General features: G+C 59.2%; 14 protein-coding genes and 1 tRNA gene. 12 read left to right on the forward strand and 3 right to left on the reverse strand.

Features of this window, described 5'->3' with window-relative positions; translation table 11 throughout:
• Positions 1 to 160 precede the first annotated feature (160 nt).
• A complete protein-coding gene (locus PYR71_RS10110; protein WP_275619232.1) occupies positions 161 to 712 on the forward strand; it encodes a hypothetical protein in 552 nt (183 codons plus the stop codon).
• 473 nt (positions 713 to 1,185) lie between these two features.
• Here the strand turns inward: PYR71_RS10110 and PYR71_RS10115 are convergent, their stop codons facing one another.
• Complete coding sequence (locus PYR71_RS10115; RefSeq protein ID WP_004677729.1) at positions 1,186 to 1,332, reverse strand: hypothetical protein; 147 nt, start codon at positions 1,330 to 1,332, stop codon at positions 1,186 to 1,188.
• Positions 1,333 to 1,558: 226 nt separating this feature from the next.
• Here PYR71_RS10115 and PYR71_RS10120 point away from each other — a divergent pair, with 226 nt between their 5' ends.
• The 4 genes from PYR71_RS10120 to PYR71_RS10135 all read left to right on the forward strand — a co-directional run bounded on the left by PYR71_RS10120 (position 1,559) and on the right by PYR71_RS10135 (position 4,012).
• Complete coding sequence (locus PYR71_RS10120; protein ID WP_096763347.1) at positions 1,559 to 1,753, forward strand: hypothetical protein; 195 nt, start codon at positions 1,559 to 1,561, stop codon at positions 1,751 to 1,753.
• A 181-nt stretch (positions 1,754 to 1,934) separates the two neighbouring features.
• Complete coding sequence (locus PYR71_RS10125) at positions 1,935 to 2,315, forward strand: hypothetical protein (protein WP_275619233.1); 381 nt, start codon at positions 1,935 to 1,937, stop codon at positions 2,313 to 2,315.
• A gap of 456 nt (positions 2,316 to 2,771) precedes the next feature.
• Entirely contained in the window at positions 2,772 to 3,533 is a 762-nt protein-coding gene (locus tag PYR71_RS10130; protein WP_275619234.1) for a helix-turn-helix domain-containing protein, read from the forward strand.
• Entirely contained in the window at positions 3,530 to 4,012 is a 483-nt protein-coding gene (locus tag PYR71_RS10135) for a MobC family plasmid mobilization relaxosome protein (protein ID WP_275619235.1), read from the forward strand. The genes PYR71_RS10130 and PYR71_RS10135 overlap by 4 nt, the downstream gene beginning before the upstream one ends.
• A gap of 140 nt (positions 4,013 to 4,152) precedes the next feature.
• Here the strand turns inward: PYR71_RS10135 and PYR71_RS30980 are convergent, their stop codons facing one another.
• Positions 4,153 to 4,590, reverse strand: a complete 438-nt coding sequence (locus PYR71_RS30980; protein ID WP_416340286.1) for a hypothetical protein — start codon at positions 4,588 to 4,590, stop codon at positions 4,153 to 4,155.
• 166 nt (positions 4,591 to 4,756) lie between these two features.
• On the opposite strand from PYR71_RS30980, the gene PYR71_RS10145 reads away from it, so the two are divergent.
• From PYR71_RS10145 to PYR71_RS10175, 7 genes are all read left to right on the forward strand, one after another.
• Complete coding sequence (locus PYR71_RS10145) at positions 4,757 to 5,257, forward strand: hypothetical protein (protein WP_275619614.1); 501 nt, start codon at positions 4,757 to 4,759, stop codon at positions 5,255 to 5,257.
• Positions 5,258 to 5,260: 3 nt separating this feature from the next.
• Complete coding sequence (locus PYR71_RS10150) at positions 5,261 to 5,593, forward strand: hypothetical protein (RefSeq protein WP_275619615.1); 333 nt, start codon at positions 5,261 to 5,263, stop codon at positions 5,591 to 5,593.
• Positions 5,594 to 5,659: 66 nt separating this feature from the next.
• On the forward strand, positions 5,660 to 7,513 hold the full coding sequence (locus PYR71_RS10155; RefSeq protein ID WP_275619236.1) for a type IV secretory system conjugative DNA transfer family protein: 1,854 nt from the start codon (positions 5,660 to 5,662) through the stop codon (positions 7,511 to 7,513).
• An 84-nt stretch (positions 7,514 to 7,597) separates the two neighbouring features.
• Positions 7,598 to 7,688: transfer RNA gene (locus tag PYR71_RS10160), tRNA-OTHER, on the forward strand.
• A gap of 18 nt (positions 7,689 to 7,706) precedes the next feature.
• Positions 7,707 to 8,630, forward strand: a complete 924-nt coding sequence (locus PYR71_RS10165; RefSeq protein ID WP_275619237.1) for a hypothetical protein — start codon at positions 7,707 to 7,709, stop codon at positions 8,628 to 8,630.
• Positions 8,631 to 8,846: 216 nt separating this feature from the next.
• Complete coding sequence (locus PYR71_RS10170; protein WP_112517401.1) at positions 8,847 to 9,077, forward strand: helix-turn-helix transcriptional regulator; 231 nt, start codon at positions 8,847 to 8,849, stop codon at positions 9,075 to 9,077.
• A complete protein-coding gene (locus tag PYR71_RS10175; RefSeq protein WP_275619238.1) occupies positions 9,074 to 10,336 on the forward strand; it encodes a type II toxin-antitoxin system HipA family toxin in 1,263 nt (420 codons plus the stop codon). The genes PYR71_RS10170 and PYR71_RS10175 overlap by 4 nt, the downstream gene beginning before the upstream one ends.
• Here the strand turns inward: PYR71_RS10175 and PYR71_RS10180 are convergent.
• Complete coding sequence (locus tag PYR71_RS10180) at positions 10,333 to 14,673, reverse strand: NACHT domain-containing protein (RefSeq protein WP_275619239.1); 4,341 nt, start codon at positions 14,671 to 14,673, stop codon at positions 10,333 to 10,335. The genes PYR71_RS10175 and PYR71_RS10180 overlap by 4 nt on opposite strands.
• Positions 14,674 to 14,798 lie beyond the last annotated feature (125 nt).

Below are 14,798 nucleotides of genomic sequence, written 5' to 3' on the forward strand. Positions count from 1 at the left end.
ATGCCCGGCAGGGCAGAGGCGGCGGCCACGGCACAGCCTCTCCATTCCTGCGGGTTTGTTAAGGGCGCACCACCTTCCCAAATCTTCAAACCTGATGGCAAATACGGCGGGTTAAGAAATTGGGGCTTTTGGACACGCTGTGCCCGGCAAGGGGGACGACATGCGCATCATAACAATTCCGTCAATCGGCCTCGCCATCGGCCTGGCGGGCTGCACTCAGGTGGCGGAAAAGGTGGAGAACGCCGCCAACCGCTCCTTCACCAGCTATGCGCTGGGCAAACCCTACGCGGAGATCGCCAATCTCGGCCAGTCCCCGATGGCGCTGCTTTCCGGCTCTGACGCCACTTACGGCCCGATGATCGGCGCGATGCCGTTGAAAAACGGCATGACGATCTACCGGCACATGGCGCCTGCCGCCAAGACCGAGACCGGCACGAATTTCGTCGGCCTGGTCGGCAGCTCGACCGTGTCGCAAAACAACCGGCTTTCCTATTTCCTGGTGGGCACTGACGGCATCGTTAAGGATTGGGCGACGGGCTCTGTACAGGGCAGCGCCAGTGACTGCGTGCAATATATCGGCGGCATCATCAACCGCTGCAACGACATGCGGCAGCTGCAGGCTTCGCTCGCGCTCCACGATATCAGCGTGGCGACCAAAGCCGGCCAACCCGTATCGAGCTGGGGTGAACCGGCGGCACCCGCGGTCAACTGAGAACGCGCAACCGCAGTTCCGCGGGTCAAGCCCTGAGACCACGGAGGGCGGGGAGTCTGCGCTGCAAGGATCGCAAGTCCACGCTGGTTTTAGGAATTACCGCCCTTTTAAGCGGTTCTTGTCCAAAACAGCTCGCGCAGTTTGCTGGAATTCCTCCGGGCGTCCCGCTTCCTGCCAACCGCGTCTCCCACCCTCCGTCATTTCGGGCTTGACCCGAGTATCCATGCCGCACGCGCACGAGCTACCGGTCTGCGGTCGCCATTGTCAGTACGAACGCCAACGCATTGCTTGGGGCTATGGATCCTAGGGTCAAGCCCGAGGACGACGGAGGGTGGGGAGCTTGTGTGGCTAGGACCGCAACTGCGTGGTGGAGCGCATTCTTTCCTGCGGTTCTTACTTCGCTATCCCTGGCGGAAAGCCATACATTATCCGGAACCGGATTTGGCGTGACCGCTAAAGGATGCAGCGCTGAATTAAGCGCCGAAATCGTCCATGAAAGACGGATGGATGGCAGGCTTGCGCTCTTCGCGGGCTTCGCGGAAACGCTGGGGAACCGCACCGAGACCGGTCACGAAACGGGACAGAAGATTGCGGTTGAAAAGTTTCTGTATGGCACTCATGGCATTTCACTCATTCTTTTTTTTGTTAGCCGCCAGCATATATTTTGCCCAAGCTGCCGTCGCAATGGGCAATTTTGCATGACAGTTATGTGACAGTGGATGATCACATTGGCGTTAGAAGAGCCCGTCGGGGAACGCTGCCACTATAAATCCTCGGCGGCTGCCGACGTGGCGTGGTAGACTGAGCGCTTGGGCTAAACCCAAGCCCTCCGAAGGAGAAGCTCAGATGAACCGCTTTTTCGCACTTGTCGCGACCGGAACGCTGATCAGCCTTGCCACGATCACTTCGGCCTGCACTTCGTCCCCTGACCTCGATCAGACGTCGTCGATCAACGGCGGTTACTATCAGGAAAGTCGCCCGCTTAATCCGGCTTGCACGGATGGGTTCAGGCCGAGCGATGGGCGTTCCTGCAGTTACTAGGATGGCTTTGCCCGCCACGGCCCTTGGCGGACCACGCATTCAACATGCGGATTGGGACGGCGACCCGTCGCATGGCCGTACCGTTTCAGGGGTGATTGGCAACGACGAGTGCAATTTTAGGTAAATGTATCAGCCAGAGTTAATCGCCTCATGCGATGCGTAGCGGATCATGGGGGTTTTGATGATCGCTACCCGTTTTTGTACTGCCGTTACCGTTTTTACCTTCACCGTAACCGGCGCTTTTGCCCAAACCCCACTCCCGCGAAACGGGACGATACCCGAGGGATATATCACGGCTCAGTCGAGCATCTCGCTGTCGCTGCCCTTTGATCAAAGCGCTCACATGGATGAGCAGGTCCAAAAAGCCCAGAAGGCGCTATACAACATCGCGTCGAGGAACTGCTCGGTCGTCGTGGAGACAATCGCGGAAGATTGCAAAATCACCGGGATCACCAACAACGTCGACATGCAACGCGGCAACAACCGCGACGGTTTCATTTCTGTCCGCGGCCAGATCAGCATGGCGATCAAGCTCAAACCTTCGATGCAAGGTTCGAAATAGACGGTCGCGAGCGCCGACTCGGCGCGGTGGCCCGATTTGATCTGACTGAGTCCTATCGCCCACGGTCATTTCGGCCTGCACGCCGTCCGGCAGCGCCGGTCAGAGAGGTCGCGCGGCGGCTTAGCCAAGCGCCATATTGGGCCACTCCCGCCGTGCAAGTGAAACTCCTGGGATTGATGGCCAATTCATCTGCACCGCCGTGGTCATCCTTGAGTGCCGCGAAAATTGACTACCGGGCCAAAAACCAACGGCGAACCATTCTTCAAGTGCCTTAAAAGACAAAATAATTGTGGAACCGGAGGGCCTGCCGAATTCCAAGAAAATCAGCAGCTTAACCCCGTGTGGGACAAAGACCCCATTTTATAAAAATCAATGGTTTAGTAAAGCCGCCGTCCCACTTTTTCCGGCCGTTTCTGCCCCTTCTTTCCCGGTCGTATTGCGGCCAGGGAGGCGCGCATGAGCGGGGCGCGGCCATTTCGGGACGTGAAGCTGCAATGGCTTCAGCAGTTGAGCTGCGATAAGAATTTAAGCGACAGCGCGCGGTCTGTGGCGCTCTACATCATCACCACGCATTTGAACGGCCACACCGAAAAGGCGTGGCCGTCCTATCAAACGATTGCCGACGCGACCGGCAAGAGCGTCAAGACCATTCAGCGCGCCGTCCGTGAACTTGAGGTCAAAGGATGGTTCGAGGTCCAGCGCGGAAATGGCGTCGGGCACAACACAGAATATCGTCCCTCAGCGGCGTCGATTTTACGCGCATCGGACGCCCGCGAAAAGACGGACAAAGTTGTCACCCTTTACCCTGACAAAGGCGGTCAAAATCGTCCGGAAAGGCGGTCAGATGTGTCCGGCGAAGGTGGACAAATATGTCTACCAAACTTAGAGAAAGAAAAAATATATAAACCTACCCCGCGCGAGGACGCCCCGCCGCGCGTCGAGACGCGGCGAGCCGTCCCGCTCGTTTTCGTAGCCGAAACCAAAGCGGATCAGGTCGAGCAATGGCGCAATTGGTTGCGACGTCACGGTTTTCCGTCGATCGATGCTTTGGGCATGCGGACGGTGAAAACCGGAAAGCCCGGCTATGCCTTGCCCAGCTATTGGCCACCGGACGAGACGAGCCCGAGTGCGCTGGATTGGATCGCTTTCTTCAGCCGCCGCCGTGACCACATTGCCACCGAAACTGCCCAACAAACCGACCATCGGAGGGCGTCATGACGGACGGCGATTTGAAGGGAGCAAGGCGACCCCTGTCATACGGCGAGCCTTCTGACAGGGAGCCTTGTGAGGGGAGGCAGGCCTCCCCTTCAAACCCCACCGAGAGCACGCGGCGATCGCCCAAAGGCGACCTCAATGCCGTCGTGGTTTTCCGCTGCACGGCATCGGAAAAGCAGGCGCTGACCGCACGTGCGGCGCGGGCCGGTCTGCCCTTCGCCACGCTGATGCGGGAAGCGCTCGGCCTCACCGAGGCGCGCCGCCGCCGTCCGGTTCCCAAGGTGGACCCGGAGCTGGTGCGCGCCGTCGCGCGGATCGGCGGCAACCTCAACCAGATCGCGCGATGGCTGAATGCGGCCCAGGTTCAGGGCCAGGTGTCCGCTATCGACGCAATCACGGTTGCCGCGCGCCTGGTCGCCATCGAGCGGGCGCTATCGGAAACCCTTGAGCAGTTCACGGCCAAGGATGGCGCGCGGTGCTGATCAAGTTTTTCCGAAACGGCCAGGGCGGCGGATCGGGACCGGTTGACTATCTGGTCGAGCGCGACGTCGTCGCTTACGACCAGAGCCGCAACGCGATCCGCGACGAGCGCGGCAACGTCATGCTGTTTGCCCGCGAGCCTCTACCGGAGGTGCTGCGTGGCGATGCAGACTGCATGCGCGGGCTGATCGACGCCTGCCCGCACCAGTGGACATATCGCGCCGGCGTCATCGCCTTCACGGCAGAAGACGCACCGAGCCCTATCCAGCAACGGCAGGTGATGGACGCCTTCGAGAGCCTTGCCTTTGCCGGCCTCGAACCCGACCGGCGCGATATGCTGTGGGTGCGCCACACCCATGAGGGCCGCGTCGAGCTGCATTTCGTGACGCCACGCATGGAGCTTGCGAGCGGGCGCAGCCTCAATATCGCGCCACCCGGCTACCAGAAGCACTACGACGCCCTGCGCGATGTTCTGAACAAGGAACACGGCTGGAATGACCCAATGGCGCCGGAGCGCGCCCGCGAGACCGTCAGCCTCATCGAAAGCGTCAGGCGCGGCGATGCCCGCGAGCTGATCCATGACTGGATCGTCCAGCGCATCGAGACCGGCGACATCCGCGACCGCCCGAGCATGACCGAGGCTTTGACGGCGGCAGGTTTCGATCTGCCGCGCGTCGGCAAAAACTACATCACCGTGCGCGATCCGGAGACGGACGAGCGCTGGCGTTTGAAAGGAGACCTGTTCCGTGAAGACTGGACCCGAGAGAATACCCTTGCGCGAGCGATTGAAAGATCGGCTGGCGAGCTCAGCCGCTCCGGAAGCCGGCTCGACGCCATCGCCCTCGACGAGCTTCGAGACCGATTGGAGCGAAGCATTGAAGCGCGCGCAAGCTACAATCGAGACCGATATCCGCAGCTTCACGGACGCGAACCGCCAGCACTTGAACGAGGCGCTGGCGATGACCGAGGTGGACGTGAACCGGCTCCGGTCGATGGTGCAGCCATACTTCCTGACCATGGGCGCAATGGCGTTGCTGATCGTCCTGTTGAGCTTCACCGCGAGCTGGTTTTGGGCGGGGCTAATGATCGACCGCGCCCAGAGCGCCAGCCTCTGGCAAATGGGCTTGCAGATCAACCAGACCAACACCGGCAAAGTCCTGACCTGGGACGTGAACCGCCTTCAGCTGATCACCTGCCAGGCCGGGACCGACAAAACCCCATGCCTGAAGATCGTCCAGGGAGATTGACCAATGACCACACCCGCCAGACCACCGATGCCCGAGACCCTTTCGCCGCTCGAGCGCGAATTGCTGGGTTACGTCGAGACGTTGATGAACGCATTGAGCAGCGGGACCGCGCAGTTCGAGACGCTGGAGAAACGCTCGACCGATATGATCGAAAATCGGCAAGCGGCTTTGGAAGGATCGCTGAAATCGCTCATCGCGTCACAAGCTACCTTCATGGACGCCTGGCTCGCCTCCGGCAGTCATTCCGGCGACACGGCCTCGACCGAGATTGCGGAAGCGTTCGCCCTGCTGGAGCAAGCCGAAGCGATGCTGGAGGCGGTCTCGCCAACGATGTGACAACCCGATCGCCCGCGCCCGGTCGCGGCCGCGTCTGATTTTCATTTCCGTTTGGAGTTTCGATCGATGAATTTGATCATTCAGCCCTATCGCTATGCCCTTTCCATCGCCGTCTTTGCGGCGGGTTTCCTGCTGATGGAAACCGCGCCGTTGTTCTGGCCAGCCATCTACCAGAACGCGCGCGCCGCGATCCTGGTCATGTTTTCCGGGTTTGCGCTGCTGACCTTGGCGGGAGACACCCAGGGCCGCATCCGCAGCGCGTCGGGCTTAGCTGTGGGGGCTGCCCTCCTTGCCGCTTCTGCTCTCGCCCTTACCGACCCGACCATTGCGGCAGGCGTCCTGCTCGACAGCTTCAAGGCTTGGCGAAATGCCGGCTACTCCGGTATCGAGAGCATCCGGGGCATGGTATCGACCTGGGATCGCTTCACCGAGGCCCAGAGGCTGGGTTTGCAAACCAGCCTTGCCATCGGACTGCCCGTGCCGTTGTTCTTCATTCTGCGCGCAATTTCTATCGCCGCGCCGGCATCATCGAACCGCATTTCCAAACAAGGGCCGTGGCGCGCCCGGTGGATGAACCTCCAGGAGTTGCGCCAGCTTCGCCACAACGATGCCGGCTTGCCGCTCGGTCTCTCCGGCGGCGCAATACTACGCTACCGCCCCAACCCGAAGACCGGATGGCGCGCCGGCCATCATGTCGCCATCGCAGGCACGCGCGCCGGGAAAGGCGTGTCCGTCGTCATTCCCGCCATCATCGACCATGACGGCCCGGTCGCCGTCCTCGACATCAAGGGCGAAAACTTCGCCGTGACGCGCCGCTATCGGCAGTCGCTCGGCCGTCAGGTCGTAGTTCTCAATCCATTCGGTGTCATCGAGCTGTCTAAGGATCGTTTCAACCCGCTCGACTATATCCGGCAAGCGCATCTCGTCCGCGACATCGAGGTCATCGCCGAGGGGCTTGTTCGACCGGAAAGTGGGAACGGCGCGCACTTCGCCGAAATGGCGAAATCCATGATTGCTGCCGTGATCGAGGTCGTCATGACCAGGCGCGCCGAGGCCGATCGCAACCTCATCACCGTCATGGACCTGTTGTTTTCCGCAGGTTTTGAGAAGGCGCTGACAGAATGGGCCGGAGCGCCTGAGACATTCGGCACCCGTCCGGCCGCCGCCGCTGCCACCTTCCTCGCAGCAGGCGAGAACGAGCGCGGCGCGATCAAGACGACGATCAAAAAGGCTTTCGATTGGGCTCGCTCTGACGAACTGCGCAGCTTTCTCGACACTTCCACGTGCTCGCTCGAAAACATGTTCGAGGGTCGCGCCGACCTCTTTATGGTCGTACCGCTCGACCAGGTGGACGCCCAGGCCGTCTTTCTCCGGCTGCTGACGAACATCATTCTCGGCATGGCCGTTCGGTTGGAGGGTGCGAAGAAGCCAAAAAAGAATGTGCTTCTGGTGCTGGACGAATTCGTCCGTCTCGGTCGCATGGAAAAGCTGATCAATATTGCCAACGTCGCCGCCGGCTGCGGCATCGAGGCGTTGTTTATCACCCAGGACAAGGGCCAGATCGAAAGCGTCTACGGCAAAGGCGACACCGCCAGCATTCTCGGCTCCTGCGTCACCACTCGCATTTTCGGCCTCGGCCGCGCCGAGTTTGAAACCGCCAATTGGGCTGCGAACGCGCTTGGCGATCAGACGGTGCTAACCCGTACGAAGCAATCAGCCGCGAAATTCGGCGAGAGCCGAAAGACGTCCACCGCCGAACAGCGCCAGAAGCTCATGACCGCTGACCAGATTCTGGAAATGAAGACGAGCAAGATGCTGTTGCTGACGGGGTCAAAACCGCCGGCACTCGTCGACGCGATCGTTTCGCATCGGCATCCGGCATATCGGGGGAAGCTGGACCGGAATCCGATGGTCGCGTGACTACAGGCGCAACTCTAGGTACTTCGGCAATTCGGTCGCAGTGCCTCGGTTGACAGTATATGCCAAATTGTGCAATTCGAGATTGTGCTTGTAGCTCAAGTGGTAGAGCATCCGCCTTTATGAAGTCTTGGCTTTCTCAGAGCGGATGATGTGCGTTCGAAACGCGCCAAGCACGCAATCATTTGGATTAAGAATGACACTCTACATTTCCCGAAGCCGGCCAAGAAGTGCATTCAAAGATCTTCTCGGCAACGCCAATCATCTAATCATTACTGCACTCGTTGGTCTGGATGCAGTCGAACGCGGCATAGTAACTGAGGTGCCGGAGGATCTGCACGCTGCATGGTCGCCGAAAGACGCTGAGATCTCGGCAAAACGTAGTCGCCGGCTGCTTTTAGACATGGTGCTGATTAGGGCTATCGACGCGGTTGACGTATATCTTCGAGAAGCTGTTCGTAAACCTGCCCTGATCCAATCCTCAGATTTTCGGCGAGACTTGGATTCCGCAGGCTTGAGCATTTTCAAGAAACTGCAGGCCGTTGAACGCCATTTACCAAATCTCGACACGCTGCCGCTTGCGATTGTGTTCTTGATAGTGGCTTGGCGCAACCGTAGTGCTCATTCCGAAGCTGATCTCGATGCGCCGCAACACCATCTCGACGTATTGCAAGATAAGGCTATCGAACTTTCAGACCGATTTCGCGGGCTTGATGTGGAAATGCTGCTGGGTGGGTATGAGGCTGTACGGCCGACGACCTTCAAAGAGGTCGCGTCTTTAATCAATGCCGCTCACCATCTTGTGGCAGAGCTGGATGCTCGATTGCTCAAAGCTCTCGATGTCGAGCGGTTCTTGAAGAACGCCCTATGGGCGTATCTTGGCAGCAGTCAGAGACCGAATGAACGGATTGAGCAAACTAGAATGCGTCGAGCCATCAGTGTTTGGGGAAAAGATCCTGTGGATCGGCCCGGAGCGGTTTTACGACTGCTAAACCAGTTAGGATTTTCGATGTCCGCTCCGGACGCTGCAACGGGAGCAGAGGTGTCTGAAGCGCTCGTGAAGTTTTTACAGGGGCAGACACCGAAGTCAATTTTGGCTTGGGCACACGTACCCGAGTAAATTCGACTCTCCAAACATTGTTTAATCCAAAGTGCTTTTTCTTGTTGACCACCGAGAAACGGAATGACCTTGCCTAGGAGACATCTATAAACGAATTTCCCGATCGGGAAGATTTCATGGATGAAAGCCATCAGTAGCCGTCTATTTTCCCGATCGGGAAATTCTTCTCGACAAGGCGCCTGATATCTTGCTATTTTCCCGATCGGGAAAATGAAGATGGCAAAACAAGTCAGAAATACATCGGATATCGGCGCCCTGATACGCAGCGCACGCAAGGAGCAAAACTTGCGGCAGGATGAGCTTGCCGGAGTTGCTGGCGTCGGTCTTCGCTTCATTGTCGATCTCGAAGCCGGCAAGCCAACGGCCCAGATTGGGAAGGTCTTGCAGGTTCTGCAAACGCTCGGCTGCTCCGTCGATATTCTGTCCCCTGGCGAGCGTAGGCAATGACGGCAAAAACTCTCAACGTTTGGTGGGATGGCAGCTTTGTCGGTCAGTTCACGCAAGACAGGCACGGCGACATTAGTTTCACCTATTCTCAAGCTTGGCTTGATGACGAAAAAGCGCTTCCGCTTTCAGCATCACTCCCGAAGCGGCCAGAGCAATTCTCCCGCCGAGAATGCCGCCCGTTCTTCGGCGGCCTTTTGCCCGAGGAGAGCCAACGCCAAGTCGCCGCCCAGGCATTGGGTGTTTCACCTGCGAACGACTTTGCGCTTCTCGACCGCTTAGGTGGTGACGTTGCAGGCGCTCTTCAGCTCCTGCCTGAAAATCAAAAGCCAATTGAGATAGCGCCGCTTGCAAAGCGACTGCCGACTCCCCTTGATGATGCAGGAATCGTTCGAGTTTTGGACGCACTTCCGATGCGACCTCTCCTGGCCGGCGAAGAAGGCTTGAGGCTGTCTTTGGCCGGTGCGCAATCCAAGGTGCCGATTGTTCTGATCGGCGAGCAGATCGCACTTCCGCTTCCCGGCCAGGCGACCACGCATATCCTGAAGCCGCCTATCGCACGCTTCGAGGGAACAACCGAAAACGAAGCATTTGTGATGAGGCTCGCCGCCACCATCGGCCTCGATGTAGCCCCAGTGGAGCCAAGGTCTGTTGAGGGGCGTTCGTTTCTCTTGGTTGAAAGATATGACCGCGCGCGCGATGGACGCGGCGTGGTGCATCGCATCCACCAGGAAGACTTCTGCCAAGCGCTCGGCGTGCCACCCGAAACGAAATATGCGAGCGAAGGCGGCCCCACTTTCAAGGACTGCTTCGAGCTATTGCGACGAGTGTCGGCGCGCCCTGCAACTGATGTGCTTAAGCTACTGGACGCCGCGATCTTCAACCTGGTTGTCGGAAACGCCGACGCCCACGGCAAGAATTTCTCGATCCTCTACGACGATCAGGGACCAAGAATGGCCCCGTTGTACGATCTGCTTTCTACGATCGCCTATCCAGACCTTTCACCGAAAATGGCCATGAGGATCGGGAAACGTGCCACGCTTGCCGAGATGGACGCTGTTGGATGGCAGACTTTTGCGAAGGAAGCTGGAGTTGGCTTACCTTTGGTGCGCCGCAGAATTACAGACTTGGTCGACTCCACCGCTGAAGCCGTAGCGAGAGTATTGGAAGACATCTCAGACCTCTGCATCGATTCCGCTAGGATAAATCACTTTGCGGATTTGATCGCAGGCCGCGCCAAACTCGTCAGGGTGTCGATTTAGCCGCTGTCTTCCACGTCGGGATCGGGCACAAGAATAGGCCAAGGCTTTCCGGACGACAGATCGGGATGCCGCGGCTCGTCTTCGGGTGCGCCGCTTTCATCGCGGACGCGGTCGATTTCGCGAAGCACACGCGCGGCGGAGTCGCGAGAACCGCCGTCCGCCGTCATAGCTAAGAGCTTCCGCCGAAGTTCCGTCGCTGCAACGGGAAGCACGTCGAACGCACCGCGCCAGTGTTCGGAGGGAACGTGCTCCGTGACGGCTCCTCGAATGGTTCGCCATGAGATGAGCGGACGCTGAAGCTTGTTTTCCAACTCCACGAGCAGGAGCAGACCATCAGGGTCATCTCCCTCGGCGACGGCGTTCGCCAGCATCGCAGTCTTGGGCGACGTGCGGTCCTTCAATAGACCATAAGCATAGTCGCGCAGCTCCGAATGCATGTCCAGCAAACCAGCTATTTGCTGCGACGTGTGCCAGCCCTCGCGGGTGTCGATTTTGCCGTCTATAACAAGATCCAGGTAACGGCGCGCCGAGGAGAGCGTGCCCCGACGCCGCATGGCATCACGCCATGCCTGATTGCCATAGAAGGCGGCATCATTTTCAGCGAGTTTGAACAGCGCTTCTTCAATCTCTGGCGTCTGCACCGACTCGCTGGCACGGATCAGCTCTTCGAGGAAATGCGGCTCGCGCTGCCGGGTCGGCAATGCCGCGACTGTGTCGGCGAGCTGCGCGGGATGGTCGGTGAACGGCAGCAAAAGAAGCCACGCCTTCAACTGCCAGCCTTCATTCAGAATCCAAGTGTATTTCTTCGCATCCTCGAAAACATCATTGATCCCGGCCTGCACGACACTGAACGGGATCGTTTCCCCGGAGAGGATCAGATTCAACACCAGCTTCGCACGCGCCGTTTGCGGCGCAATCGATAAGAGCGCCTTTATGGTGTCGCCGCGTTCGCCATGCGGGAGGCGCACCGCCTGAATCGCCAGCTTAATCGCATGCTTCTTCTCCGCTTCGGTTGCGCTCTCGGCGATGAGCGGCGCAATGGCCTCGAATATGGCCTCCGCTTCACCGCACGTGACCGTGGGGCAACGGGCCCGTTCGGCGCGCATTTCCTCCACACGCGTAAAGTCCACGCTCCCCCGGAAGCGGCGGTCGTCCTTGGGCTCGTTGGTGAGAATCCATTGCACCTTAAGTACAAGCGCGGCAGTTTCGCCGAAATGCTCGTCCGGCAAATAGCTGATCATCAGCGCTGTCGTTTCCGGCGCATTAATCGCCGTGAAAGCTTGCTGATACCTGTTCGTATATAGCATGCGCGCTTCGTTCGCTGCGTTGCCTTGCCAGCGCTCCACCTCGGCCTGCTGGCGGAAGACCCGGTAGCGGCGCAATTCATCATCGAGCAGCCGCTTGAGCATCGGCAACAGCGCGACAGATGGGAAGTGTCCTATTAGATCGGCCACTGCGGACAGCTGGCCGCGTGTTGCGTTATCGCCGCTCGCGATCAACCGCTCGCCCCATTCTTCGGCCATCTGTCCAACCGTCGTATGCGCTTCCCGCGGAAACGGGCGCGCTCTATCGCCTTCCTCATCACGGCGGCACAACAATTCCGCGAGTTCGCGGATGTCTTCATTTCTAGCCGCCGCAGCGCGCTCCTGGACGGCAGCGATAAGGCTGGTGCCGGGCGCGTGCGCGATGCGATCCCTAAAACCATAGTATCGGTCGCTAAGACTTTTCTCGTACTTGCCGCTCTTCTCGATCTCGGCGAATCCGGCGAGCTTGGCGTCGATGAGTTTGCCGACACTGACAGGGGCGAGGACCGAGGCGGCGGCTTCGGCACGGCTATCCATCCGCTCTTGCGGAGACATAACCATCTCCAGAAGTTCTTCGTCTTCAACGACGATTCCGGACGCGGCCAAGATGTTGTCCGCGCCGTAGAACAACTCACGCCCTTCGCGCAGCCGTTTAAGCAGTCCCTGCGCGACCGCTTGCTCGTACTGCTTGCGGGCCTCGTAGATCAACCCGACTTCGGCGTCCCGCTTGTGTTCAATTTCGATGGTTGCGATGAGTTCAATTAGCTCCGGGCCATGATCCTTGCCATCAAGTGCGTACACGATGCCGCGCAACCGCTCGTAATCGGATGTTTCTTTCGCGGCGCGGGCACGCGCCGCCGCGAGCCGATCTTGAACGGTCTTGTCATCAAACTCTTCGAGATGGCTCTTTCGGTAGACAATATCGAACGTATCGTCGTTCGCTGTGCTCAGCACATCGGCAACATGACGGTCTGCGCGGCGGAAAGACATTCCGCCGACGGCTGCTGCCTTCAGTTCCGGGTCGGAATCGCTCTTCGCAATCAGCGCAGCTAGGTCGAGTCCATCCACCCCGCTCCTGTAGGCAATCTCGGAAACGACCGTCTCCCGGACCTTCAGGGGCAGCGCGAGAATATCCTTGACGGCATTCGGTCCGAGCACTGACGGGCGGAAGCGGCGCGCAGCGCGCAAGGCCGGAAGGCTTTTCTGGTCGTTTTCGTTCGTGATGAGTGGCCACACCATATCGCGGAATTCAGAGCGGCCCGACGTCACCATGAATCGCACAGCGCGATCAACTTTTCCGGGAGTGTGCCACCGCCGGATCAGTTTCTGGATTTCCTCGGAAATCCGCGCCCACACCGTGTCGGTCGCGCGGAAAATCATATCCGCTGCCAAGATCGGATCGACCTCGAAGGCAGCAAGGATCGCGACGCCGCAAGCTTGCTGCTGACGCTCGTCGCCCCGCGCCATGCGCTCCACGGCGAATAGGATCGCTTCTTCCCACAAGGTCACGTCTAGAATGCCCGCTTTCAGCTTTTGAAGCGCCTCCGCGCCGGCGACGCTTTCGAGCATCACGCGCTCGACCTCGTTAGAAGCATACCATTCCTGAAACTGTTGATGCTGAAATGAGTACCCGGCGGGCTCTCCCGTCCGCACCAGCACATGGTGGCTAACCAGCGCATCTAGCACGTCCGTGGTCTGCAGCTTGGTTGCAAGCTGCCCGTCCTTGACCAGCCAGTCGTCCGTCTGCGCGATCGAACGGCGAGCGTTCGTCTCCGAGATCGAGGTGTTCGCTGCTTGCATGGCGGTCACCGCTAGCGCACTGAGAAACTCGGCTTGGAGGTCCTTGACGGCTTCCTTCAGGGGCTCGGCGTGATCCGCGTCATGTTCGTGCGCCTGCACGAAGCGGCGCAGAATTTCCTCCTTGGTCTTCGGAAATGGCTGGCCGTCCGGCAACGAGAGCAATGCGGTCAAATAGAGCGGGATGCTGACCAGTTCGCGCACGCCCGACGTGCGCCACGCTTGATCGACAAGCTTCGCTCCGTCGTCGCCGCGCAATACCTGCGCGATTTCCATTTGCTCTGTTTCACCCAAAGGCTGAAGCTCGACCGCCGCTCCTTCGAAGGGAACGTCGAGCGACTGCTTACGCGTCGATACGAAAAGCCCAAGCTCCGGCAAGTCTGCCTGAAGTCGCTTCAATTCAGCGGTCGCGCGCCGCCGTGCTTCACCGTCAAGTTCGTTCCAGCCATCGAGCAGCAGGTAGATGCCGGGCTCTTGGGCCACTGCGCGGAAATCGTCTTCGGAAATTTTTCCACGAAAGGTCGCGCGGCCCAGAATGGAATCAAGCAACGTCTTGTTTTCGGTACCCCAGTCCGCAAGCGAAACGAAGATTGGCGTTTCGTCTTGAGCGACCAGACCTTCAGCAACCTGCAGCAGTGTCGAGGTTTTACCCATGCCGGGTGGCGCGACGAGGACGAGATCGCCAAGCTCAGTCAAAGCGCGCGCCAGCGCCGAAGTCTGCACGGGTTTGTCCAGCTCCGCCATTTGGACAGTCAACGCGACGTCCGTCGATGGCCATCTCTCAGAGCGACGGAAGATAGCGACATCGGCCGCGGCCGAAGCATGCAGGCGCTTTGCGAGGTCGCCTTTCGAGATTTTGGCGGGCCGAGTGGCGTCATTATACAGAACGCTGCGATGAGAATGCTCTTCCGCCTGCTTCTTCCAGCAACGCAGCAGTTCAACGGTGAACTTCGGGTCCTCCGAGTCGACCGACTTTGCGTGCAGCTTGCACATCCAGATCCCGTTCTTGGCCGAACGGCGCTCGGCCTCGCTCATTCCGGCATCGTAGCGGGGACCGCCCGGCGCAGCGGCGCAGATGTGCGACGCTTCGCCTAGCATGATTTCGCCGTCGCCATCGGAAGTCGCGCCGACCGTGGGACGCCTGCATTCCGGGTCTGAGCAAAGCCATCCAGAGCGCTTCGCGATCTGGAGCTTTGTCTTTGGCGTGAAATTGTCTCTGTTGCTGTTTCTTGCCATCAGCGCGGGTTACTCAGATTTGCCGACTCGTGGGCGGCAGCAAATGATCTTAGCTCGATTTGGCCCCAAATTGCGAACATCAAGACCTGACAGCCTGTCGCAACGGCGGGGGCATCGACAGTTTA

It is taken from the genome of Rhizobium mulingense (assembly GCF_029194105.1).
Taxonomy (GTDB): Bacteria; Pseudomonadota; Alphaproteobacteria; order Rhizobiales; family Rhizobiaceae; genus Rhizobium; species Rhizobium mulingense.

Coding starts and splice junctions, on each gene's coding strand:
- PYR71_RS10110 (WP_275619232.1), top strand. CDS start 161: ATGCGCATCATAACAATTCCGTCAATCGGCCTCGCCATCGGCCTGGCG.
- PYR71_RS10115 (WP_004677729.1), bottom strand. CDS start 1,332: ATGAGTGCCATACAGAAACTTTTCAACCGCAATCTTCTGTCCCGTTTC.
- PYR71_RS10120 (WP_096763347.1), top strand. CDS start 1,559: ATGAACCGCTTTTTCGCACTTGTCGCGACCGGAACGCTGATCAGCCTT.
- PYR71_RS10125 (WP_275619233.1), top strand. CDS start 1,935: ATGATCGCTACCCGTTTTTGTACTGCCGTTACCGTTTTTACCTTCACC.
- PYR71_RS10130 (WP_275619234.1), top strand. CDS start 2,772: ATGAGCGGGGCGCGGCCATTTCGGGACGTGAAGCTGCAATGGCTTCAG.
- PYR71_RS10135 (WP_275619235.1), top strand. CDS start 3,530: ATGACGGACGGCGATTTGAAGGGAGCAAGGCGACCCCTGTCATACGGC.
- PYR71_RS30980 (WP_416340286.1), bottom strand. CDS start 4,590: ATGGATCAGCTCGCGGGCATCGCCGCGCCTGACGCTTTCGATGAGGCT.
- PYR71_RS10150 (WP_275619615.1), top strand. CDS start 5,261: ATGACCACACCCGCCAGACCACCGATGCCCGAGACCCTTTCGCCGCTC.
- PYR71_RS10155 (WP_275619236.1), top strand. CDS start 5,660: ATGAATTTGATCATTCAGCCCTATCGCTATGCCCTTTCCATCGCCGTC.
- PYR71_RS10165 (WP_275619237.1), top strand. CDS start 7,707: ATGACACTCTACATTTCCCGAAGCCGGCCAAGAAGTGCATTCAAAGAT.
- PYR71_RS10170 (WP_112517401.1), top strand. CDS start 8,847: ATGGCAAAACAAGTCAGAAATACATCGGATATCGGCGCCCTGATACGC.
- PYR71_RS10175 (WP_275619238.1), top strand. CDS start 9,074: ATGACGGCAAAAACTCTCAACGTTTGGTGGGATGGCAGCTTTGTCGGT.
- PYR71_RS10180 (WP_275619239.1), bottom strand. CDS start 14,673: ATGGCAAGAAACAGCAACAGAGACAATTTCACGCCAAAGACAAAGCTC.